The 22,751-nt window shown below is 46.3% G+C and carries 20 protein-coding genes; 2 read left to right on the top strand and 18 right to left on the bottom strand.

The genetic code is table 11. The features are described from left to right. Nucleotides 1-27: 27 nt before the first annotated feature. The 3 genes from NO989_RS00865 to ubiG form a co-directional block, all read right to left on the bottom strand. On the bottom strand, nt 28-1,026 hold the full coding sequence (locus tag NO989_RS00865; protein WP_101566191.1) for a lipase secretion chaperone: 999 nt from the start codon (nt 1,024-1,026) through the stop codon (nt 28-30). Then, entirely contained in the window at nt 1,026-2,015 is a 990-nt protein-coding gene (locus NO989_RS00860; protein WP_101566193.1) for a triacylglycerol lipase, read from the bottom strand. Before NO989_RS00860 ends, NO989_RS00865 begins: the two co-directional genes overlap by 1 nt. Before the next feature lie 249 nt (nt 2,016-2,264). Beyond that, the gene (gene ubiG, locus NO989_RS00855) at nt 2,265-3,017 is read right to left on the bottom strand and encodes a bifunctional 2-polyprenyl-6-hydroxyphenol methylase/3-demethylubiquinol 3-O-methyltransferase UbiG (RefSeq protein WP_101566195.1); all 753 of its coding nucleotides are present in this window, start codon (nt 3,015-3,017) and stop codon (nt 2,265-2,267) included. A 164-nt stretch (nt 3,018-3,181) separates the two neighbouring features. Between ubiG and NO989_RS00850 the strand changes: the two genes are divergently transcribed. After that, nucleotides 3,182-3,541, top strand: a complete 360-nt coding sequence (locus NO989_RS00850) for a DUF2237 family protein (RefSeq protein WP_371341875.1) — start codon at nt 3,182-3,184, stop codon at nt 3,539-3,541. A gap of 81 nt (nt 3,542-3,622) precedes the next feature. On the opposite strand, the gene NO989_RS00845 is transcribed toward NO989_RS00850, so the two are convergent. The 14 genes from NO989_RS00845 to NO989_RS00780 form a co-directional block, all read right to left on the bottom strand. Further along, on the bottom strand, nt 3,623-5,056 hold the full coding sequence (locus NO989_RS00845) for an aldehyde dehydrogenase family protein (protein ID WP_338852563.1): 1,434 nt from the start codon (nt 5,054-5,056) through the stop codon (nt 3,623-3,625). 32 nt (nt 5,057-5,088) lie between these two features. After that, a complete protein-coding gene (locus NO989_RS00840) occupies nt 5,089-6,729 on the bottom strand; it encodes an acetolactate synthase large subunit (RefSeq protein WP_014951084.1) in 1,641 nt (546 codons plus the stop codon). A 366-nt stretch (nt 6,730-7,095) separates the two neighbouring features. Then, nucleotides 7,096-7,497, bottom strand: a complete 402-nt coding sequence (locus NO989_RS00835) for a DUF4112 domain-containing protein (RefSeq protein ID WP_014977648.1) — start codon at nt 7,495-7,497, stop codon at nt 7,096-7,098. Between the two features lie 93 nt (nt 7,498-7,590). Further along, nucleotides 7,591-8,670 (bottom strand): ferrochelatase, encoded by a 1,080-nt coding sequence (gene hemH / locus NO989_RS00830; RefSeq protein WP_014951087.1) that lies wholly within the window; start codon nt 8,668-8,670, stop codon nt 7,591-7,593. Nucleotides 8,671-8,882: 212 nt separating this feature from the next. Continuing rightward, nucleotides 8,883-10,484, bottom strand: coding sequence for an AbgT family transporter (locus NO989_RS00825; protein WP_207198752.1), 1,602 nt, complete (start codon nt 10,482-10,484; stop codon nt 8,883-8,885). Nucleotides 10,485-10,779: 295 nt separating this feature from the next. Then, the gene (gene hflC / locus NO989_RS00820) at nt 10,780-11,661 is read right to left on the bottom strand and encodes a protease modulator HflC (RefSeq protein ID WP_014951089.1); all 882 of its coding nucleotides are present in this window, start codon (nt 11,659-11,661) and stop codon (nt 10,780-10,782) included. Nucleotides 11,662-11,666: 5 nt separating this feature from the next. Beyond that, nucleotides 11,667-12,818 carry an FtsH protease activity modulator HflK gene (gene hflK, locus NO989_RS00815; RefSeq protein WP_014951090.1) on the bottom strand — a complete coding sequence of 384 codons (1,152 nt, stop codon included), beginning with the start codon at nt 12,816-12,818 and terminating at the stop codon, nt 11,667-11,669. 67 nt (nt 12,819-12,885) lie between these two features. Then, on the bottom strand, nt 12,886-14,175 hold the full coding sequence (gene hflX, locus NO989_RS00810; protein ID WP_014951091.1) for a ribosome rescue GTPase HflX: 1,290 nt from the start codon (nt 14,173-14,175) through the stop codon (nt 12,886-12,888). A gap of 17 nt (nt 14,176-14,192) precedes the next feature. Continuing rightward, nucleotides 14,193-14,441, bottom strand: coding sequence for an RNA chaperone Hfq (gene hfq / locus NO989_RS00805; RefSeq protein WP_014951092.1), 249 nt, complete (start codon nt 14,439-14,441; stop codon nt 14,193-14,195). A gap of 78 nt (nt 14,442-14,519) precedes the next feature. Next, nucleotides 14,520-15,473: a tRNA (adenosine(37)-N6)-dimethylallyltransferase MiaA gene (miaA, locus tag NO989_RS00800; protein WP_371341874.1), complete on the bottom strand. Its 954-nt coding sequence runs from the start codon at nt 15,471-15,473 to the stop codon at nt 14,520-14,522. Continuing rightward, nucleotides 15,457-17,316, bottom strand: a complete 1,860-nt coding sequence (gene mutL, locus NO989_RS00795; RefSeq protein WP_371341873.1) for a DNA mismatch repair endonuclease MutL — start codon at nt 17,314-17,316, stop codon at nt 15,457-15,459. Before mutL ends, miaA begins: the two co-directional genes overlap by 17 nt. A gap of 94 nt (nt 17,317-17,410) precedes the next feature. Beyond that, nucleotides 17,411-18,760, bottom strand: coding sequence for an N-acetylmuramoyl-L-alanine amidase (locus NO989_RS00790; RefSeq protein WP_283630092.1), 1,350 nt, complete (start codon nt 18,758-18,760; stop codon nt 17,411-17,413). 85 nt (nt 18,761-18,845) lie between these two features. Beyond that, complete coding sequence (tsaE, locus tag NO989_RS00785) at nt 18,846-19,328, bottom strand: tRNA (adenosine(37)-N6)-threonylcarbamoyltransferase complex ATPase subunit type 1 TsaE (protein ID WP_014951096.1); 483 nt, start codon at nt 19,326-19,328, stop codon at nt 18,846-18,848. A gap of 74 nt (nt 19,329-19,402) precedes the next feature. Next, nucleotides 19,403-20,902 (bottom strand): bifunctional ADP-dependent NAD(P)H-hydrate dehydratase/NAD(P)H-hydrate epimerase, encoded by a 1,500-nt coding sequence (locus NO989_RS00780; RefSeq protein WP_014977653.1) that lies wholly within the window; start codon nt 20,900-20,902, stop codon nt 19,403-19,405. A gap of 6 nt (nt 20,903-20,908) precedes the next feature. Between NO989_RS00780 and queG the strand changes: the two genes are divergently transcribed. Then, on the top strand, nt 20,909-22,051 hold the full coding sequence (gene queG / locus NO989_RS00775) for a tRNA epoxyqueuosine(34) reductase QueG (RefSeq protein ID WP_168532746.1): 1,143 nt from the start codon (nt 20,909-20,911) through the stop codon (nt 22,049-22,051). A 62-nt stretch (nt 22,052-22,113) separates the two neighbouring features. On the opposite strand, the gene NO989_RS00770 is transcribed toward queG, so the two are convergent. Next, nucleotides 22,114-22,737, bottom strand: coding sequence for a hypothetical protein (locus NO989_RS00770; RefSeq protein ID WP_069945116.1), 624 nt, complete (start codon nt 22,735-22,737; stop codon nt 22,114-22,116). Between the last annotated feature and the right edge of the window lie 14 nt (nt 22,738-22,751).

Genomic DNA, 22,751 nt, shown 5'->3' with positions numbered 1-22,751 from the left:
TCTTGAACCAGCTCTATCTAGATGCAGCTACAGCGCTGTGAGTACTTTAAGACGCTTTATTTCATTGTCAGTAAAATGGGCAGATTGATACTCTTGCAGTGCTTTTTCTATTGCGTTTGAATCAAGAGATTGCTGGACCAAGTTATCGCGGAATGTTTTGTATTCGGCAATTCTGTTTTGCCACTGAGCTTGTTGTGCCCATGTTTTGGAAAAGCGTTCTGCAACTTCGCTACCAAATTCAGCCGCCACTGCGTTATAGCGATCGTTAATAGTGCTGTGGTTGTTTTTTATTTCGTTTATTCGATGCATATTAAGCGTGGGCTGGAAGGCTTCACGTTCGGCGGAGTTTCCCGCTTTAATTGACTCGACGATAAGGGCCTTTCTTTCGTCTCTGGATAAGGTGTTTTCTTGGGCAACACTTAAACGTGCTAGCGCCGCCTCATCTACCTGCGCTTCTTGACTAAACAGATAGTGATATTCAGTATTATTAAAGTAAGTTCGTCTAATTTCCTCTCGCTCATCTAGCTTAAACGACACATCCTGCAAGCTGTGACTGGCAAGGTCGACGTCCAATTCAACCAAAGACAGCGCTACTTTGTAATCGACATACCGGGCAAATAAGTCGATTGCGTCACCTTGCGTGCTGAGTGTGAATACTTCATGAGCATGGGTTGTGTAGGCAAGTTTCACTGCTTGCGGCACTTCTGAGGTGCGTGCAAATACGAAGCGATCGAAAGCGTCTTTGGTCGAGTAATTGAGTTCAAAGGGAATGAGATCAGCTGCAATATCAGTGTCACTATCCCGATGACTACCTACATCAGTTACTTGATGTACTGCACCGCCTCCTTCTAACTCATATTCTCCGGCTTTCGCTTGTTCACCTAAGGATGAGCGTTGACTGAAAATTTCTGAATTAGAGGTTTGGGATTCAGACGCTAACTGGTTGTAAAGAATAGCACCGAATACTAAGAGGGCGAGCAGCCCTCCTAGTATTGGAAAAACACGGCGTAATTGACGCTTCTCCACTACAGTCCTAAGCCTTTCAGTCGGTTAGCCTGACGAACAAAAACGTCAACTGGGTCGGTTTCAAACCAGTGCGTTATGCCAAAGCTCTGGTTGACTTCATCAAGGTGGTTCATTTTATAGTTGTCTTTAAGTACTTTGCCTAAATGAGAACTACAGGTCGATACTAGCCCATCGTTTGGCTCTTTGAATGCGGTGCCAGTAATAGCTAAGAATGGGTCAACTACATCAAGTGCATTGGTGTAAGTTCTGCCTCCGCTCCACGAGAAATAGTACACGCCATTTTCAGCCAACATTTTTCCATCGTTGCGGCAGTAGGCAGTAGGCATCCCTTCTGGATATTTTTGATTGAAAGCAACAGAGCCAGACGTAGACAATGAATTAAGCGCAGCGATTGAATCTGTAGGTTTGTCTCGCGGATCTGACCCAGAGGCAATCTCGATGATATTGGCGAACGCATTAACTACAACGCCCGCAGCACCCTCGCCCACTGAACCTTCAGAAAAAGCGTCTCGTAGTTCATCTGCCACTTTGCTTCCCCAGTTTACGCCGGCAACTGAACTTACCGAAGCAACCTTATCTGGGGCAACGCTTGCGGCGTAACGTGCCGTTGGACCACCGTGACTGTGTCCAATTAAATTCACTTTGTCAGCTCCTGATAGCGCCAGAACTTCATCAATGTAATCGAGTAACTGTTCACCGCGGACTTCGGTCGAGTTTGCTGGTGAGACCTCTGCGATATAGACAACAGCGCCGTTTCGGCTAAGTTTGTGCGGTACCTTATAGAAATAATCAACAAATAAGATATCTTCGAACCCAAACAGACCGTGAACTAACACAATAGGGTGCTTGGTTTTTGCGTAGGTGCCAGCGTAGGCTTGGCCAGACAAGCCTAATGTCATACTGAACAAAGCTAATAACACGGCGAATTTACCGAGCCATGGTTTTGTAGAGCGTATTCTTATAGAGCGTAAGTGGTTATATAGTGTCATCGAGTGTGTCCCATAATTATGGTTATATGTGGTCTGTGGTCAGACCTTTGTTATAATTATGTAAACACCATGTAAAGATCAACCTTTGTGTGAAATCTTTAATAAAGGCTTTTACTGTGTATAGGCAAATTTTCGACGGAGTTAGTTACTATTAGTCAGTTAATTCAGAAAGATAGCGTCAGGTATGAAGTATGTTAACCCATACCATTTGCACTAAACATACAGGACATAAATAACACTTATAGTCGCTTATTTATGTTTGGAATATGCTTGAATGTAGTTTACCGCTAGGCTCGAAGTGGTTAGCCACTCTCCTTTAAGTGGGTTTAGCCTCATACCGACCTGATACTTAAGGGTAAACTCATTTCCAATCCAGCGTTTTAATTCGCAGGGCTTAACAAATTTCTTCCAGTCATGGGTTCCTATTGGTAAGTAGCGCATTACGTATTCCGCTCCCACTATGGCAACAACATAACTTTTCAGCGTGCGGTTCAGCGTCGCCAAAATCAGGAGGCCACCCGGCTTAACCAAACTTGCGCACTCGCGCATAAGCTGCTGCTGGTCAGGCACGTGCTCAACAACTTCGGCGTTAATTACCACATCATATTGCCGACCTTCTTCTACTACCTCGCTTGAGAGTTTATGCTGATAGTCTACCTTTACTCCTGTATTTTGAGCATGGCGCCTTGCCACTTCTACGCTCACCGCACTGGCATCTATTCCCGTAACTTGAGCGCCTAATTTTGCTAGCGGTTCGCTTATTAGCCCACCGCCACTGCCAATATCTATCACTGATAAGGCGGAATAATCGGGAGGCAAGTTGCCCTGACCGAAATGATTTTCTATTTGTGCTTTTATAACGTTTAGTCTTGCCCGATTAAAATCCAGCGCGGTTTTGTATTTGCCTTCTGGGTCCCACCAAGAGTCAGCCAGCGCATCGAAGCGCGCAATCTCTTGTTCAGAAAAGTTACTGTCGCCTGTTTTTTTGCTTTTATCGAGCACGATTTTTTACCTTAAAACGTAGTTACCGTAGCGCTTATTGTTGACCCTTGTCGAGCAGGGTCATAAGGTGGATAGATAAGGTTCTATTCATCCTAAATTCGCTACTTGGCGATTTGAATAAGACATACCTATTAAACCATACGTTGTAAAAGAGGGTTCTGATTTTGGCGAACGCAAAAAATGTTTATGGACGCCCACTCCAGCTATGCTGTGGAAATACTGGATTTACTCGAGAAGGATTTTGCTATGTACCAGACGCTGATGTGGGTAATCACAGCGTATGCGCGGTTGTTACTGACGAATTTCTTCAGTTTTCGCTACGACAAGGCAACGACCTCATCACGCCGTGGCCTAGTATGACATTTCCTGGCCTGTTAGCAGGCGACAGATGGTGTTTGTGTGCCGCTCGCTGGCTACAAGCCTATGGGGCAGGTGTAGCGCCGAAAGTACGCTTGGAAGCCACACATGAAAAAGCGTTAGATATTATTCCACTTTCACTGCTAGAAGAGTACGCGGCAGATTAATCTAAACCTGCCGCCTCGCCCTCGAATGCTTATATTCGCACTATTGCGCGAACATTGCTTGATTGAGCAGTGAAGTTCAATTTACTGCTGAGGAGTACGAATAACCATAAGTCGAGTCTCAGACATATCTTCAATCGCATAGCGAATACCTTCGCGCCCTAGACCTGAGTCCTTCACGCCACCATAGGGCATGTTGTCCACCCGCCAGCTAGGTACATCTCCAATGACCACACCACCAACGTCAAGCACGTCCCATGCTTTGTGCGCTTTATATATATCGCGGGTAAACACACCTGCTTGAAGTCCGTAGCGGCTGTTGTTTACTTCTTCAAGCGCTTCGTCATAGTCATCGAATGGCACCAGAATAGATAGAGGGCCAAACGCTTCTTCGGCACTGGCATCACAATCCTTTGGTACATTTTCCATTACCGTAGCATCAAGCATGGCGCCGTCTCGCGTTCCGCCGCATAGAATGGTGGCACCTTTCTCTTTTGCTTCTTCAATCCAGCCGTGAAGGCGCTCTGCTTCGCCTTCTGAGATCATAGGGCCAATAAAGGTGTCTTCATTAGACGGGTCGCCAGACACTAACGCTTTCACTTTTTCCACATAGCGCGACTTAAACTCATCGTATATTTTGCTATGCACTAAAAGGCGCTGAACACTTATACAACTTTGCCCTGATTGATAATAAGCTCCGACAATTACCCGGTCGATGGCGTCTTCAATATCGGCATCTTCATCAACTACGCATGCGGCGTTACCGCCAAGCTCCAATACCACCGGCTTCTTTCCTGCTTTTGCTTTAAGCGCCCAGCCCACATCAGGTGAACCTGTGAAGCTAAGCAGTTTTAGTCTTTCATCAGTAGTGAATAAGTCAGCGCCGTCGCGGCTACAAGGTAGAATAGAAAATGCGCCTTTGGGTAAGTCAGTTTCAGCTAATACCTCACCAATAATGAGCGCACCAATAGGGGTTCGCGAGGCAGGCTTAAGTACAAAGGTACAGCCTGCTGCGATTGCAGGAGCCACCTTGTGCGCAGCCAAATTCAGAGGAAAATTAAACGGCGATATAAATGAACATGGACCTATAGGGACCTTCTTGGTCATGCCCTGATAACCTTTGGCGCGCGCCGAGATTTCTAAATTCACCACCTCGCCGTTAATACGCACTGATTCTTCTGCCGCTATTTTGAAGGTATCGATAAGGCGGCTGACTTCGCCCTTAGCGTCTTTAATTGGCTTACCAGCCTCTATACAAAGCGCTTGTGCCAGCTCATCGGCTCTTTCGGTAAAGCGCTTCACACAGTGCTCTAGCACCGCTTGTCTTTCGAAAGGAGCCATTGCGGCCATCGCAGGCTGCGCTTCTTCTGCTGCAGCAATGGCCTTATCGATGGTATCCGCATCGGCCATCGCCACCTTGGTTGCTACCTCTCCGGTGTATTTATTAGTTACGTCCAAGTCGGTATTGGCATAATGTGGCTCACTCGCTAAATAATAGGGATAGCTTTCCTTCAACATTTTTTACTCCTTACCTTTCTGTTACGTTTGGCTTAAAGCTTGGCGCTAAGCTCTTTAATCGTATGATTTAGTGTTTTGTCATTCATACTGTAATCAACTGGACAATCGATAATATGTACGCCTTTTGTGTTCAAACACTTATCAACCAAGTGAATAAGTACATCCGCATCGTCAACTCTCCAGCCCTGTGCGCCGTAACTTTGTGCGTATTTAACAAAGTTGGGGTTGCCATAATCTAAACCAAACTCATCGAACTGCATGTTTGCTTGTTTCCACTTGATCATTCCGTACGCATCGTCGCGCAAGATGATCACCACAAGGTCAAGCTTAAGCCTAACGGCAGTCTCAATTTCTTGGCTATTCATCATAAAGCCGCCATCGCCGCATACGCTTACCACAGGGACATCGGGCTTTACTAGTTTGGCTGCTATAGCTGATGGCAAACCGGCTCCCATTGAAGCCAGTGCGTTATCTAAAAGCAGGGTATTCGGATGATATGCGGGGTAATTTCGGGCAAACCATATTTTATATACACCGTTGTCTAACGTAACAATGCCGTTATCAGGCATAACTTTACGAATATCGCGTACAAGACGTTCTGGTAAGATAGGGAATCGATTATCGTCTTCTGCTTCAGCACGGTGGTCTACATAGGCTTGATGCACATCTTTGTAGAAGTCGAGTTTCCAACTGTCTTGGGGAGTAATGCCTTCTTTTATTTGCCAGATGCTGTTAGCAATATCTCCAACGACTTCGAGTTGCGGGAAGTAAACAGGGTCTACGGCAGCCGAATCAAAGTTGACATGAATCACTTTTTTATCGTTGTGATGCATGAAGAACGGTGGCTTTTCTACCACATCGTGGCCTACGTTGATAATAAGATCGGCACGCTCTATTGCCCTGTGTACAAAATCACCGTCAGACAGAGCAGTATTCCCTGCGAAACGCGGATCGCTTTCGTTTAGTACCCCTTTACCCATTTGGGTGGTAACAAATGGAATGCAGGTTTTATCAACAAACTCCCTGAGCATTTTCGCTGTTAGCTTTCTGTTTGCTCCGGCGCCAATCAATAACAAAGGTGACTGGGCTTCTTCAATCATAGTAACCGCAGCAGCAATTGCTTTGTATTCGGCGATAGGTCGACGGGCCATGCTAGGTGTTAGTATTTGGGCACTGGTTTGTTCTGCGGCAATGTCTTCTGGTAGTTCAATGTGTACAGCGCCCGGACGCTCTTCATGGGCTAAACGAAATGCCTCTCGCACAGTAGAAGGAATTCTATCGCCACTCACAATCTGGTTGGTGAATTTAGTGATCGGCCGCATCATGTCAACGATGTCGATAACTTGAAAGCGACCTTGTTTGCTGGTTTTGATCGGCTTTTGCCCAGTAATCATCAACATTGGCATAGCGCCAAGTTGAGCATAAGCCGCGGGAGTAACTAGATTAGTGGCCCCGGGTCCTAAGGTCGAAAGGCACACTCCCACTTTTCCGGTAAGCCTGCCGTAAGTAGCAGCCATAAAGCCAGCGCCTTGCTCGTGACGAGTCAGCACCAGTTTAATAGAGGACTCGCGCAACGACTCAAGTAAGTCGAGGTTTTCTTCACCTGGGATACCAAAGACGTATTCCACGCCTTCTGCTTCTAACGCTTTAACAAATAAATCGGACGCTTTCATATGCTGCACGCTCCTTGTAATTTGAGCAGAAAATAAAGTTCTTATTAGTTGTGCTACGAAACAATGCTGCGAATGGGTTTACTGTGCGTAATAAAATGCCCGTTGCTAACGGGCATGTTAAAAAATAGTGTATAGGAGAGAAAAAGGAAGTCTAATCACTGATTATTATGCGCTTGTATGCGAGCAAAGAACCATCTTCGTTTTGTGACACACTAAATGTATATTCATTGTAGTCACTGCCAAACACTGTATCTTGCCCCAGCAACGTGTCTGGCTCACCCCGGTGACTGTAGTCGGGATGATTGGTACAAATGTCTTGGCAAAAGCTATCGGAAATGCGCAGGTATTTGGGTAACTAAACCTAGGTTATTCAGCACTCCATTCGGATAGTGCCTTCTGTGTTACTTTATCTACCTCATGTTTATTTTCGCTTATCCACCAGCGCTCCATAATACGGACATTTTTCTGATTGGCTTTATAGAATATATCCACAATGTCGCCAACAAATGGAATAAAACCTAAGCCAAAGTCGATTGCTGAGTTTTTTACCATTTGAGCTATTAGCGCTTTGGGCATACCCAATGATTTTCCCAGCCAAACTATTCGAAGTGAAACGAAGAGCATCAGCGCGTCACCGGCTCCAGGGATAAGTCCCACGATTGAATCCAAGCCTATTCTTATTGGGATAAAAGGGAGCTTTACAGCAGTATCCAGCAAGTTCGCCAGTTTTTGCGCTTTAAGTAGTGCCTTTGGTGCTTTGCCTTCCACGACCTTATCTCCCTTTCAATATAATAAATGCGCCACCAAGGGTGATTTCCCTATTGGTTTTCCTCGAAACGTTTACTGTCAGCTTTTCAAACGCTACTTTTCAGCGCCTAACGCTCTTGCTAAGCCTGCGCGCAAACCGTTGTCCGACTGTACTGTCCACCCATGCAGGTTTTCTTGCACTATGTCAAAAAGCACGTCTATATGTTCTTTGTCACTGTTAAGTGCCGCGATGTATTCATAGCGCTCACCACCAGCTTCCATAAAGTACTCGCGATTCTCTTCACCAATTTCTTCAATAGTTTCCAAGCAATCGGCTGAGAAGCCAGGGCACATAACCTGAATAGATTTCACCCCTTTTTCAGGTAAAGACTTTAACGTTTCATCTGTATACGGTTTCAACCACTCTTCTCGACCAAAACGAGATTGGAAGGTTGTCATATATTCGTCATGTGAAAGGCCAAGTTTCTCGGCAAGCAAGCGCGACGTTTTGTGGCACTCGCAGTGATAGGGGTCACCATTCATTAAATAGCGCTTAGGAATACCGTGGTAAGACAAAATAAGTTTGTCCGCCCTTCCATGGGTTTCCCAATGCGCTTTTACTTTGTTCGCCAGCGCGGTAATGAAATTATCGCGGTCGTGATAGTGATTCACGAAGCGAAGTTCTGGGAGCCAACGGCGAGAGGTGAAATCCTTAGCGATAGCATCAAATGTGGAGCCAGTTGTCGACGCGCTGTATTGAGGGTAAAGCGGTAAAACGACGAGTTTGCGTACGCCTTTTTCCAACATGGACTCGATGGTATCACCTATGGCGGGCTTGCCGTATCGCATGGCAAAGTCGACAATTACGTCATCGCCATATTGGGCTTTACAGCGTTCAGCAATAGCTGATGCTTGCGCTTTAGTAATAGCCATAAGTGGAGAGCCTTCTTCCGTCCATACGGTGGAATAAGCCTCTGCCGAGCGCTTGGGGCGAAAGTTTAGAATAATACCATTTAATACAAACCACCAAATCGCTTTAGGCACTTCCACAACCCGCGGGTCAGAAAGAAACTCTTTCAAATAAGGGCGTAACGCCTGCTTAGTTGGCGCTTCCGGTGTCCCCAAATTCGTTACCAGTACGCCAATTTTATCTGGTTGCCCGTGAGTAAAACCTTTGTTCGATTTGTATTTCATGTATTCATAGTCCGAGAAGTACTGCGCTATATCCGTATTATACTGAATTACCTTAGATTATGATCTGCTATAACGCCAAAAAAGTGCGATTGCGTTAATAGATTTTGGACATTAAAAAAGCGACAGGTGTTCGAAAATACTTTTCAAAAACACATGCCGCTTTCTTAGTTTGCTGCCGCATTATGCGTGAGGCAGCCCGTAAAGCTATCTATTTAAGGCTGATAGTAAGTCGCTGCGCCCGGGCCTACCGGCATACCGAGTAGGAACACCCAAATGTAGAACAAAATTGTCCAACCTACGATAAACACCATTGAGTAAGGCAGCATCATGGCAATGAGCGTGCCCATTCCCAAGTCTTTCTTGTACCTTGCAGCCATGGCCAAGATGAGTCCGAAATAGCTCATCATAGGTGCGATAACGTTTGTGACTGAATCACCAATACGGTATGCAGCTTGAATCACTTCAGGCGCGTAGCCTATGAGCATGAGCATTGGCACAAAAATAGGTGCTGTTACCGCCCATTGCGCTGATGCACTCCCTAGCGACAGGTTCACTACACCACACATCAAAATGAACAGAATAAACACCGCTGGGCCATCTAACCCTGCCGCTTGTAACAACGCAGCACCTTTAACGGCTAATACTGTGCCTAGGTTTGTCCATTTGAAAAACGCAACAAACTGCGCAGCAAAGAACACTAGCGTAATGTAAAGACCCATTGCCCCCATGCTTTTAGACATGGCATCAATAACATCTTTGTCGTTCTTCATCGACTTGGTAACTTTACCGTAAACAAAGCCAGGAATAGCAAAGGTGATAAAAATGAATGCAACAATGCCTTTAAGGAACGGAGAGCCCGCTACTTCACCTGTTTCTGGATGACGCAATATACCGTTTTCTGGCACTACCGTTAGCGCTAGTATCGCGCAAACAATAACAAACGATATACCTGCCCAACGCAGGCCTTTCTTTTCTAAATCCGTAGGCGCGTCCATTGATTGCTTGCCTAAATCTATGGAAGCATCAGCAGGGTCAAATTTGCCGAGTCTCGGCTCAACAACCTTTTCGGTGACCAACGCGCCCATTGTGGCTACAACGAAGGTACTGATGAACATGAAGTACCAGTTTACTTCTGGGCCTACCATATAGTCGGGGTCAATCATGTGAGCAGCGGCTTCCGTGATACCCGACAACAGTGGGTCGACAGTTCCAAGCAGTAGGTTGGCGCTATAGCCAGCCGATACACCTGCAAACGCGGCGGCCAGACCCGCTAACGGGTGACGACCTAACGAGTGGAAAATCATCGCTGCCAGTGGAATAAGTACCACGTAGCCAAGCTCTGATGCAGTATTTGAAATGATACCTGCGAAGACGATAGCAAAGGTTACGGCACGTTTAGAGGCATTCATCACCAACGCGCGCATTGCTGCTGATAACAGGCCAGAATGCTCTGCTACCGATACACCAAGAAGCGCAACAAGTACGGTACCCAGTGGCGCAAAGCCTGTGAAATTGGTAACCAAGCCTGTCACTATTCGCTGCAAACCTTCTGCGCTCATCAGCGATATGACTTCAATCATACCGTCTTCTTCACGCCCCTTTGCACCTATTGGGCGAGGGTCAGCTACAGCAATGTCAAAGTAACCAAGTATCCCACTAAGTAACACAATGAAAAGTGAAAGCAGAGCGAACAGCGTTACTGGATGTGGGAGCAGGTTTCCTAACCATTCCACCGTGGTGAGAAATCGCGAGAATAACCCACCTTGTCCGCCCCTATCATCGGCAGACACTGTATTTGTATTTTCCGTTGTCAAAATCTTCCCTCTGTCGTTTATTGACGTCTACCACACCAAGGTTAATGCTGGGAAGGCATCAACCTTGTACATAAATAGTGACGTGTTTTAATAGTATTCAGACGGTATTTTACCCGATTTAGTAAAATTTTGGCAGTAGATAGGGTAAATGAAGGGTTAAGTCAGTGTACATTTTCCTAAATTGCCCGGCTACACAGATTAAATATAACTCGCTATATCATACCGTTAGCCTTTCAAAAGGCGTAAAAAAACCAGTCTAAAAAGACTGGTTTTTAAAGCTTCAAATTACGGCTATTTAGTTACCGTTTGACTTGTTCATATACTTGAAGAAGTCGCTGTCTGGTGCAATAACCATGACATCTTGTTTGCTGTTAAAGCTTTGCTTATACGCGTCCATACTGCGCAGGAAGCTGTAAAAATCAGCGTTCTTTGAGTAAGCGTCAGCGTAAATTTGTGCCGCAATCGCATCACCTTCACCGCGAAGTTGACGTGCATTACGCTCAGCATCAGCAAGCATTACCGTTACCTTCGCATCAATGTTTGCCTTAATGACTTCGGCTTGCTCTTGACCTTCTGAACGATGCTCACGAGCTACGGCGGCACGCTCTGCGCGCATACGCTGGAAGATCGAGTTGCTCACTTCAGTGGGTAAGTTAATCTGCTTAACGCGTACGTCTACAATTTCAATACCAAGCTCATCAGACGATGTAGAAGCTTGTTCCATTGCCTGGTTCATAAGCGCTGAACGCTCACCAGAAACGATTTGTGCAATAGTACGAGTACCAAACTCAGAACGTAGGCCGTTGTTTACTTTTTGCTTCAGTAGCGCTTCTGCTTGCAGCTTGTTGCCACCCGTTGATAGGTAGTAACGTGCAAAGTCTTCTATGCGCCACTTAACATAAGAGTCAACAATCAGGTCTTTCTTCTCGCTTGTTACAAAGCGATCAGGCGTTCCATCCAACGTTTGAATACGCGCATCTAGATGGCGTACCGAGTCAATAAACGGAAGTTTAAAGTGTAATCCTGGCTCAAAAACCCGAGTTTCACCGGTCGCGTCATCGCGCTGAACCTTACCAAATTGAATAACAATGGCACGCTCACCCTCTTTAACTGCAAACAGAGAACCTGATGCAAGCAAAACAAGAAGAACGAATGCTGCGATTAATAAATTCTTCATTATGCTTATCTCCCTTCTCTGTAGCTGTCACCGCGCAAACCAGAGGTTGGCGACGAATTACGGCTTCTGCCTGAGGTATCAGTTACAGGTGTTTGTAAGCTTTCTAGCGTGTTGCGTGAGCGATCGTTAGACGACGACTGCTGACGCTCCATAATTTTATCCAGAGGCAGATACATCATGTTGTTTCCGCCTTTGCTATCAACCATAATTTTGCTGGTGTTACCCAACACTTCTTCCATGGTTTCAAGATAGATACGTTCGCGAGTAACCTGAGGTGCGCGCTCATATTGTGGAAGCAGCTCTTCAAAACGTGCCACTTCACCCTGCGCTTCCAACGTTACACGCTCTTTATAGGCTTGCGCTTCTTCATTCATACGATTTACTTGACCACGTGCACGTGGCTCAATCTCTCTCGCATAAGCTTCAGCTTCACGAATAAAACGTTGTTCATCTTCCTGTGCAGCAATCGCATCATCAAAAGCATCTTTAACTTGCTCTGGTGGGCGGGCATCACGGAAGTTCATATCGATAATGGAAACACCCATGTTGTAGGGTTCAATGATCGCTTGAAGCTCTTCCCATACACGCTGACGCGTTACTTCACGGCCGTCGGTAAGTACGTCGTCCATTTTAGAGTGGCCAACTACGTAGCGAATAGCGCTATCAAGAGACTGACTTAAACTCTGCTCAGGGCTTTCAACGGCAAACGTCCAACGATATGGGTCTACAACGCGAAATTGCATTTCCATTTGAACGCTTACCACGTTTTCGTCTTCTGTGAGCATAGAGCCTGAAGATGACTGGTCTCGAATTGACTGAACATCAACTGGGATTACTGAGTCAATAAACGTTGGCGCCCAACGAAGACCCGGCTCAACCTGCTCGTGATACTCACCGAAGCGAAGCACTACGCCACGCTCTGCTTCACGAATAGTGTAAAAACCACTAATGAACCAAATTACGACAAGTAAACCTACAAGAATACCAGCGCCGATGCCACCTAGGCTTTTGCCTGAGCCACCACCGTTGCCACCTGACTTTCCAAACTTACCAAATAAGTTCTTAAAAACATCGTCCAAATCTGGGGGACCTTGCTCTTTCCCACCGCGATTCTTCCACGGGTCGTTATTATTGCCACCCGGCTCATTCCAAGCCATGCTGATACTCCATAGATTACTGTTATATTTTTGAATTTCGCATGCTCAATGCAGTGACTAGCACTGACTAATGTCGCACAACATACTCTGATATTCCGTTTTCCAGACGTTTTTCAAGTCTGTTCCAGTCAGCGGCGGGCATTCTTACATCAACTACCCAGTCTCCCTGACTGTCGTATTCTTCACTAGCAATACAGTTTAGTTCGTACAACACGCCGCGCAATCGACTTTGTGCAGGCGGAATCTTTAATGTGTAATTCACCATACTTTTACCTAAACATTCGGTTAAAGCTTGGCTCAATAATTCCGTTCCTTCGCCTGTTTGTGCAGATAGCCACACTCTGACAGGCACGCCTTCGTCGTTTCTTTCTATACGCGGTTGAACGTCGTCTAGTTTATCAATCTTATTACAGATTAGTAATTGTTGAATCTCTCCAGCTTCAATTTCTTCAAGTACATCATTAACTTCATCCATGGTTTCGCGATATTTTGCATCAGCAATATCAACCACATGGAGCAGTAAATCTGCTTCTTGAGTCTCTTGAAGTGTCGCTTTAAACGCAGCAACGAGGTCGTGGGGAAGATGACGAATAAAACCTACCGTGTCGGCTAAAATAGCCGGCCCTACGTCTTTTAAATCGATTTTGCGTAACGTGGGATCTAGCGTTGCAAACAGCTGATCGGCAGCGTAAACGTGTGAGTCGGTAATGGTGTTAAACAGCGTCGATTTTCCCGCATTCGTATAGCCAACTAAGGATACCGTTGGAATTTCAGCGCGTTTGCGCGAGCGGCGACCCTGCTCGCGTTGCTTTTGCACTTTTTCCAAACGACGAAGAATGGCTTTAATACGACCACGAAGTAGTCGACGGTCAGTTTCTAGCTGTGTCTCACCTGGACCGCGAAGACCAATACCACCTTTTTGACGCTCAAGGTGGGTCCATCCTCTGATGAGACGAGTTGAGATATGCCTCAACTGGGCTAGTTCGACCTGAAGCTTACCCTCATGTGTTCTTGCGCGCTGCGCAAAAATATCAAGAATTAGCCCCGTTCTATCTAACACCCGGCATTTACACACCGCTTCTAAATTACGCTCCTGAGAAGGAGAAAGCGCGTGGTTGAAAATAACAACGTTGGCATCGTGTGCTTTCACTGCCGCTGCTATTTCCTCTGCCTTACCTGAACCAACAAAAAACTTAGCATGAGGCGCACTGCGCGAAGTCGTAATAACTTCTACCGCATTAACCCCTGCTGAAGACACAAGCAATTCAAGCTCACTTAAGTCTTCTTTACTGTTCTCGTCGGAAAAATTAACATGAACAAGTACAGCCTGTTCACCGGCTTCATAACGGTCAAACAAGCGCGTTACCTTTTAAATTATTCACCTTTAGTATTTTCAGAATCTCCTGCGCTAGGCATTGTGATAGCGCGTGCTGGAACAACAGTAGAAATCGCGTGCTTATACACCATTTGGCTTACTGTGTTCTTCAGTAAAATTACGAACTGGTCGAAAGATTCAACCTGTCCCTGAAGTTTAATACCGTTTACCAGATAAATTGATACTGGAATACGTTCCTTACGCAAAGCGTTCAAGAATGGGTCTTGTAAAGATTGCCCTTTAGCCATTTGATATCCTTAGTTTTTATTATTCGTGATAGGAATTTCACTATCACTGCACGTCTAATATATACCACACTCAAACATTTAAAGTGTGACTTTCGCTGTAATTTTAGTCAAATTATCGTTAGCAAATGTGTCTAGCCATGTAACCTGCTCCCAGCCCCGTAACCACGTGAGCTGACGCTTGGCGAGCTGTCTTGTAGCGATAATGCCTCTTTCACGCATTTCTGCGTAACTCAATTGGCCGTCTAGGTACTGCCACATCTGTCTGTACCCTACCGAACGAATAGAAGGCAAATCTTCATGAAGATCACTGCGTTCGTAGAGTTTTACTACTTCATTCTCAAACCCTTGCTCCAACATCAAATCAAAGCGGGTCGCTATACGTTCGTGCAACACTGCCCTGTCTGCGGGCGCTATGGCAAATTGTGCAATCTTATAAGGGCACTTTTCACCCTCTTGTTGTTGCCAATGTGTCAACGTCTTGCCGGTACTTCTATACACTTCCAGCGCACGGGTAATGCGCTGTGGGTCGTTGGGGTGAATTCTCTCACCACTAATTGGGTCTACACCACGTAATTCATCGTGTAATTTAGACCAACCCAAGCGTTGTGCCTGCTGTGTTATTTCGTCTCGTATCTTTTCATCTGACTTAGGTAGTGGCGAAATTCCATTTATCAAGGCATTAAAGTACATCATTGTACCTCCAGCCAAAATTGGCACCTTGCCACGCGCTAAAATATCGCCAATTAGCGCATTAGTGTCGTTTACAAATTGCGACACCGAATAGCTTTGTGCAGGGTCGATAATATCAATTAGATGATGTACTACACCTGCTTGCTCTTCCTGCGTTGGCTTCGCAGTGCCGATGTCCATACCTTTATATACAAGGGCTGAATCAACACTAATTACTTCGCTTTCAACCTTGGCCGCTATATCAAGCGCCAAGCCTGTCTTGCCTGATGCCGTGGGGCCCATAATTGCTATTACTGGCAATGCAGAATTTATGCCATTGGACACCTTATTCTCCCCATACATCTAGCACTGAATTTAAGGGGCGCACTTTAGCAAATTGCTCAATAATTTCCCATTGTTTCACTTCGCTCTGCTGATCCAACCAGTACCACAGCGCATTTGATGTCTCTTCATCTAAAACATGTTCAGGCAAAACCAATGATTTTACGGCATCATCAAGTGAATTTACTTCATCATTTAGTTCAACTAATAAGAAGTATTCAAACCACTTGAGCCACGGTAAGTGCCTGGTGCCGGCCGGCACCTGTTGCAGCCGATATTTGCCAGCCACTTTATTCACTTCAAAATGCGCGTCGTTTAGCAAAGTAATTAGTTGCTCATTTACATTATTGAGCGAAACAGCAACGGGCATTAACAACGGTTGTCCATGCTGCGCTTTTAAAAATAGTTCGCTTAACCAGATACTTGCAACTTTAGTTGCACAAAGAAGGTAAATTTTTTCTGATTTTGGGTAAATTCTACACTGGGAAGTTAGATTAACGTGCTCTGCAACGAGCATCGGGTCTGCATTGTTGTTAATAATGTCGCTATTTGGCGTCATTAACGCATTGTAATTTGACTGATATGCCGCGCTTGGCCCTCGACTTTGCTTATGTGCAGTGCCACCACTTCGTCCACCACTGGCACTCCCCGAGGATGTATTTCTTGGACTGCCTGTAAATTGACCAAAAGACTGTGGCGCGCCTTGCGAGACTCCCCCCGTCGAGTAACGAGAAGACTCGTTGAACGCCTGTGCATTATCCGACGTTTGATTCTGTAAAGGCCTAATGTAATCGTGTTCTACCTGAGAAGACATGAAATCTGAGCCCGAAGGACGGTTTGCGTCCATTCCTGATAAAGGCTGTTCGTCGGTCATGGCGTGCAGTGCATCACTTACGGTTTTACAGATAAAGTCGTGCACCAATCTGCCTTGTTGAAACCTCACCTCATGCTTGGCGGGATGAACATTTACATCCACATCTTTAGGGTTAACCGTTAAGTACACCACAAAGCTTGGTTGCTCCACCACACCCCAAACGCTTTCGTACGCTTGGCGAATAGCGTGCATAATAAGCTTATCTCGCATGCCTCTGCCGTTAACAAAACTGAACTGGCAATCATTACTGCTGCGAAGCATGGCCTCATTCCCTAGCCAAGCATCAATGTGAAGACCTTCATACTCAGTACTAATATGTACGGCGTTTTGAACAAACTTTTGTCCAACCACAGCGCCAATTCGGGTGGCTAAACTGCCTGCTTTGTCGGCGATAAAGCGCTTTGCTACTTTATCGTTGTGTTTCAAAACAAATGAAACCTTGGGATAGCTCAGTGCTATGCGTTTTATGACTTCTTCAATATGCTGAAATTCGGTTTTTTCGGTGCGTAAAAACTTACGTCTTGCTGGCGTGTTGTAAAACAGATCTGCCACGTCAATTGTGGTGCCAACAGGGTGGGCCGCTGGCTGGATATTTACCGCCATTTCCCTACCCTCACAATAGGCCTGCCACGCCTCACCTTGAGACTCAGTGCGCGATGTCAGTGTTAACCGGCTTACCGAGCTAATACTGGCCAGCGCTTCGCCACGAAAGCCAAGAGAGAGAATTTGTTCTAAGTCATCCAGAGTGGTAATTTTGCTGGTTGCATGGCGACTCAATGCCAGCTGCAGTTCACTTTTGACAATGCCTGACCCATTGTCTTTTATTCGAATGCGTTTGTGGCCACCTTTTTCAATATCGACTTCTATTTTGGTGGCACCAGCATCAAGGCTGTTTTCTAGTAATTCTTTAACCACAGACGCGGGGCGCTCAACCACTTCACCAGCGGCAATCTGGTTTGCAAGTTGGGGAGATAAAAGCTGTATAGGCAAAGGACTACCCTATGAAATTAACTATATGGATTTGTGGCGATACGACATGTAAGTGCAACAAGTGCTGAAAAAGCCTATGGAACAAAACTTTGGTTTATGTTCTCGGAATATTTAGTACCTGGCCTACTCGTACAACATCACTTGAAAGATCATTCGCTGCTTTGATACTGCTTACTTTTACATTGTAACGCTGTGCTAATAACGAGAGCGACTCGCCGCTTCTTACTTTGTGCGTTCGGTTATTCGCCCTTTCTTGTGCCCACAGTGTACCATCAGGGGGAACTTGCTTGAAGTAACGCTTAGTCGCATTAAACATGGCATTCGCTAAGCGTTCGCGATGTTTAGACCAGTTCAGATTCTTCTCTTCTTGCGGATTAGAAATGAAGCCTACTTCAACCAAAATAGAGGGGATGTCAGGCGCGGTCAAAACTGCAAAACTGGCGGCTTGTGGTTTTCTTTTATGCAGACTGGTCACCTGCTTTAGCTCTTCTACCACTTTATTACCTAAATCGTGGCTGGTCGCCATGCTGTGATCCATCGATAAACCCAGTATGGTTTCAGTAAGATATCGCTCGCTTGATTTATCATTGATCACTTCAGCTGCACCACCGAGTAATTCAGAGTGACGTTCAGATTTCTCTAGCCAGCGGCCTAATTCAGTGTCTGCTCTTCGCATGGATAGTACCCACACCGAACCACCTCGCGGTTGAGGCTGACTAAACGCATCGGCGTGGATGGAAATAAGCAAATCGGCTTTTTTCTCGCGCGCAATTTCAGGACGTCGATTAGGAGAAACATAATAATCATCGCCACGAGTCATGATGGCGCGCATACCTCGCTCCCGGTTTATCATGTCTTCCAGTTTTTTGGCGATACTCAGGGTGATGTGCTTTTCATAGGTACCAGCCGGACCGATTGAACCTGGGTCATGTCCACCATGCCCGGCGTCGATGGCGACGATAATGTCTCGGTCTCGGGCACTGGTAGAATCATCAATAACGACAGAGCCAGTTGATGCCGACGCTGATAACGTTGGCGACGGCTTCGGCGGGCTATCTGGTAAATCGACAACCAGCCTGTGTCCGTAAGCACCATCGGGGGTTACTGCAAATAACGAAGGCTTTGTATTTCTATTGAGCTCAACAACCACTCTGGCAGATGATTTGTTTTTCGGTGTGGAGTAGCGCAGCTTTTTAATCAAATCACCGCTGTTTTCAATGCCAGAAAGCTTAGCGGTGTCGCTGGTGTTGTTAAGATCGATGACAAGCCGAAGCGGATTTTTAAGTGTAAAATAGGTGAACTCTGGCGCTGATTTCATATCGAAAACAACGCGCGTATTGTCCGGCGACGGCCATATCCTAACCCCGTCGATGTTATTTTGCGCACCGTGTGCGAATTGCACGACGAAACACAATAATAATACCGAAACTATACTGCGCACCATAATTAGCCTTTCTGTTATTGTTATGCTGCTCTCGTCAACTCCGGAGCGGCTATTTATTCAGTTTTTCTTTCATTTCGCATTTGCGCTAAACGCGCTTGCATTGCTGAAGCAATTTCGCACCGTGGGCACTTTTTGCTTCCAAATTAAACTGCCTACCCGATGGCGTAATATTTATACTAATCACTAAGTCTGGGGATGCCAAGTATTCGCCCCCTTTTTCCGACCATTCAATAAGCGCGATAGCGCCCGAACCAAAGTAATCGCGAATTCCCATGAACTCTAACTCTTCTGGGTCGGCTAAGCGATACAGGTCGAAGTGATAGATATTGACGCCGTCCAACTCATAAGGTTCAACCAATGTATAGGTTGGACTTTTAACGCTACCTGAATGACCTAAAGATTGAATGAAATATCGGCTAAATGTCGTTTTCCCTGCACCTAAGTCGCCGTTTAAATAAATAACAGCATCGGTAGGGAGTTGACTCGAAACAGCCTGCGCTAAATCTCTGGCAAGCTGCGCAGTATCATCTACTTCATTAGCAAAAAAAGAGGTATGCGGGTAAGACATCAACAATATTCCACAGTAATAGAAAGCCGAATAACACAGTAGATGCCTGCCCGTTCAAGACAAAACCACGCTAACTAGTGGTTTATAAGCGCACGTACTGCGTCAAACAAATCGCTCGCTATCATACCACGTTGACCATACAGTTGGGCAATATCATCGCCAGCCTTAGCATGAAGCACTACACCATATTTCGCTGCAATATCTGTTTCTACGCCTTGCGCGAGCAACGCGCCCAATATTCCGCTTAATACATCACCGCTTCCTGCGGTAGCCATACCTGGATTACCGTGACGGCAAACCCAGGTTTTCTTTTCATTGTCGATAAGCGTGCCCGCCCCTTTTAGTACACAGACCGCATGGTATCGCTGTGAGCACTGCCTTGCGTAGTTAAAACGGTCGCTTTCTACATCATCAATAGAAACACCGAGTAAGCGCGCAGCTTCGCCCGCGTGAGGGGTTAAAATACTGTCAGACAAGGTGTACGCGGTTGACTGCTGACACAACAGATTTAGCGCGTCAGCATCAATGACCACAGGCTTATTTTGGCTTTGACAGTGCTTCATGGTGGTTTCAAATGCGCTTTCTGCCCATTCATCTTGCCCAAGACCCGGTCCAATAACCACACAGGTTGCCCAAGCTAATGCATCTTCCAAATTAAAGTCGGTGACCATGAGTTCAGGTCTGCCTGCACTGACCTGAACGACTGACGACTCATGGGTATACACGCGTACCATGCCCGCACCACTTCTCAGCGCGGCTTCACTGGCGAGTCGAATGGCACCTGCTGTTCCGCGGTTACCGCCAATGCACAACAGTCGACCATAAGTCCCTTTATGACTGTTAATCTCCCGTGGCCCCATACCTTTAAAGTGGTCGATATTTAGCATGGTCGCGCTCGCTTTAGCTAATGCTTGGAACGCTTTGCCGATACCCAAGTCCGCATACACTAACTTACCGCACGATTGTTTACCCGCACCAGTAACAAGCCCCGGCTTAATGCCCACAAAAGTAACGGTGATATCAGCCTGAACACATCGCCCCAGGCTCTGTCCTGTATTTGCATCAAGCCCTGACGGCACATCAACGCTTACAACCGGTGTTGATGACGCATTCACCGCATCAATGATGTCTGCAAACTCATTGCGAATATAGCTATTAATACCTGTACCAAGAAGCGCATCTATCACTACGTCAGACTTCTCGAGGAGCGCAGCGTCAAACCCATTGATACTGCCTCCTGAATCGAGCCAGCGCTGCTGTGCTTTGCCAGCATCACCATCCAGCGTACGTTCAGGCTCAACCGCACATAAATGCACTTGTTTACCCGCAAGTTTTGCGTTTATTGCTGCAATGTAGCCGTCACCCGCATTGTTACCTTGGCCCACCAGCACTAAGTAAACGTCTGAGTTTGGCATAAGCTCAAGACACTGCTTAAACACCACATCACCAGCTCGTTGCATCAACGTGAACATATCGCAGCCCGAATTCGCGGCGGCTTGTCCCTCATTTTCCCTAACCTGATCGGCCCGAAATAATTTGTATGATAAACTTGACGTTAATTGAGTATCTAGCATGAGCACATGTCCGAATTTAGTTCTATCGACCTTGTTGAATTAACCAACAATATCAAGGCTTGGGGTACAGCGCTAGGCTTTCAGCAGGTTGGCATCAGCGATATTGATCTACATCAGCACGAGGCACACCTTCAGGAATGGTTAGACAATGGGTATCACGGTGACATGGCCTTTATGGAGAGTCATGGGATGAAGCGTGCCCGGCCTGATGAGTTGGTCCCAGGGACATTACGGGTTATCAGCGTTCGCATGAACTACTTACCTCCTGACGCCTCGTTTGCTAAGCATTTAAAAAAGCCAGAAATAGGATACATCAGCCGCTATGCATTGGGCCGTGACTACCACAAAGTGCTGCGCAAACGTCTGAAGCAATTGGGTGAGAAAATCACCGCATCCCTGGCGCATACCCAATATCGCCCGTTTGTAGACTCAGCCCCCGTATTGGAACACGCTATTGCTGAAAAAGCGGGTATTGGCTGGACGGGGAAACACAGCCTGACACTCAACAAAGAAGCCGGCTCTTGGTTCTTCTTAGGTGAGCTGTTCATCAATTTGCCATTACCCACTGACTCACCAATTGAAGAGGGTTGCGGCACCTGCACGGCGTGTCTAACCATCTGCCCGACCAATGCAATTGTTGCACCTTATAAAGTAGATGCCCGTCGCTGTATTTCCTATCTCACCATTGAATCAGACAAAGATATTCCAGAAGATTTACGCCCCATGATGGGCAATCGCATTTATGGCTGTGACGATTGCCAACTTGTTTGCCCTTGGAATCGCTTTGCCGACGTTACCAGTGAAGAAGATTTCCACCCGCGACAAGTGCTACACGGCCAAAGTCTCAATGCGCTTTTCGGCTGGTCTGAAGAAACCTTCTTGCGCAATACGGAAGGCTCTCCCATCAGGCGGATTGGCTTTGAGAAGTGGCAGCGTAATATTGCCGTTGCGTTAGGAAACGCTCCGTATGATGAACAAAGCATTCTGCTTTTGAAAGAAAGACGAGGGAGCGTGAGTGACTTGGTGGACAGACATATTGATTGGGCTCTTAAGCGGCAGCAAGAGAAGCAACAAGCGTCTGAAGCAAAAAACAGGCAGCAAGCGCGGCTTATTCGCGTAATTGAAAAAGGTTTACCAAGAGACGCCTAACGCCAGTACACGTTTGAATAAGGCATACCGCGAATTCAATTGGCGATATACACGTTTTGGGGTTAACCCGCTGAGGCAAGCTGACTGTTTAAATCGGCCTGAGTGCTATTCCGATAACGCACACGAGCATTTGGCGAATGGGATGCGGCGAAAGAAACGTTAAGTTTGAGGCCTCGCTGTGCCACTTGCGTGGTTATGATAGGCGAGCCGAATTCCCACCACGGCTCCTGTTCCAATGCTTCAATAACTCGCGACAGCTCAGTTTCAGAACCGTCATACTCACCCGTTATTTCGCAATGTCCGTTCTCACATTTTACCGAGTCTAAAACAAAGCGCTCGTTGTTAGGCGGCAGCGCAAAAAACGTATTGAGTGAGCCTTCGGTTTTCGTGTAGAAAACCTCTGGCGCCATGATTTGGACATTCTCAGCAACGGGGGCAACATTCATCTCGCCGTTTTTCGTAACGCTTGTATCCAAGAGCACCGCACCTGTTTCATTTGAAACCAACTTGGCGGCGGGCTTAATAACTTTCAGCTCACTCGTTTCGGTGGCACGAGAGCGCGCTAACACATTGGTTAGTCGCTCTTTTTCTGCATTGGATTCACTGAGTTGGTGTTGATAGCCAGAAAATTTATACCCTGCTATCAATGCAAACGCTATCAGCAACAACACAAGCCACGTTTTCATTTTACTTCCTTTAT

Origin of the sequence: Alteromonas sp. DY56-G5, assembly GCF_041414725.1 — a bacterium.
In the GTDB taxonomy this organism is placed as follows: Bacteria; Pseudomonadota; Gammaproteobacteria; order Enterobacterales; family Alteromonadaceae; genus Alteromonas; species Alteromonas macleodii.
Note: the sequence above shows the minus strand (reverse complement) of the source record. Positions and strands in the feature narration are given on the sequence as shown.

Excerpts from the sequence above, each read along its gene's own strand:
- NO989_RS00860 (WP_101566193.1), bottom strand. The coding sequence starts at position 2,015 with ATGACACTATATAACCACTTACGCTCTATAAGAATACGCTCTACAAAA.
- NO989_RS00845 (WP_338852563.1), bottom strand. The coding sequence starts at position 5,056 with ATGTTGAAGGAAAGCTATCCCTATTATTTAGCGAGTGAGCCACATTAT.
- NO989_RS00840 (WP_014951084.1), bottom strand. The coding sequence starts at position 6,729 with ATGAAAGCGTCCGATTTATTTGTTAAAGCGTTAGAAGCAGAAGGCGTG.
- hemH (WP_014951087.1), bottom strand. The coding sequence starts at position 8,670 with ATGAAATACAAATCGAACAAAGGTTTTACTCACGGGCAACCAGATAAA.
- hflC (WP_014951089.1), bottom strand. The coding sequence starts at position 11,661 with ATGAAGAATTTATTAATCGCAGCATTCGTTCTTCTTGTTTTGCTTGCA.
- hflK (WP_014951090.1), bottom strand. The coding sequence starts at position 12,818 with ATGGCTTGGAATGAGCCGGGTGGCAATAATAACGACCCGTGGAAGAAT.
- hfq (WP_014951092.1), bottom strand. The coding sequence starts at position 14,441 with ATGGCTAAAGGGCAATCTTTACAAGACCCATTCTTGAACGCTTTGCGT.
- miaA (WP_371341874.1), bottom strand. The coding sequence starts at position 15,473 with ATGTATGGGGAGAATAAGGTGTCCAATGGCATAAATTCTGCATTGCCA.
- NO989_RS00790 (WP_283630092.1), bottom strand. The coding sequence starts at position 18,760 with ATGGTGCGCAGTATAGTTTCGGTATTATTATTGTGTTTCGTCGTGCAA.
- tsaE (WP_014951096.1), bottom strand. The coding sequence starts at position 19,328 with ATGTCTTACCCGCATACCTCTTTTTTTGCTAATGAAGTAGATGATACT.
- NO989_RS00780 (WP_014977653.1), bottom strand. The coding sequence starts at position 20,902 with ATGCTAGATACTCAATTAACGTCAAGTTTATCATACAAATTATTTCGG.
- queG (WP_168532746.1), top strand. The coding sequence starts at position 20,909 with ATGTCCGAATTTAGTTCTATCGACCTTGTTGAATTAACCAACAATATC.
- NO989_RS00770 (WP_069945116.1), bottom strand. The coding sequence starts at position 22,737 with ATGAAAACGTGGCTTGTGTTGTTGCTGATAGCGTTTGCATTGATAGCA.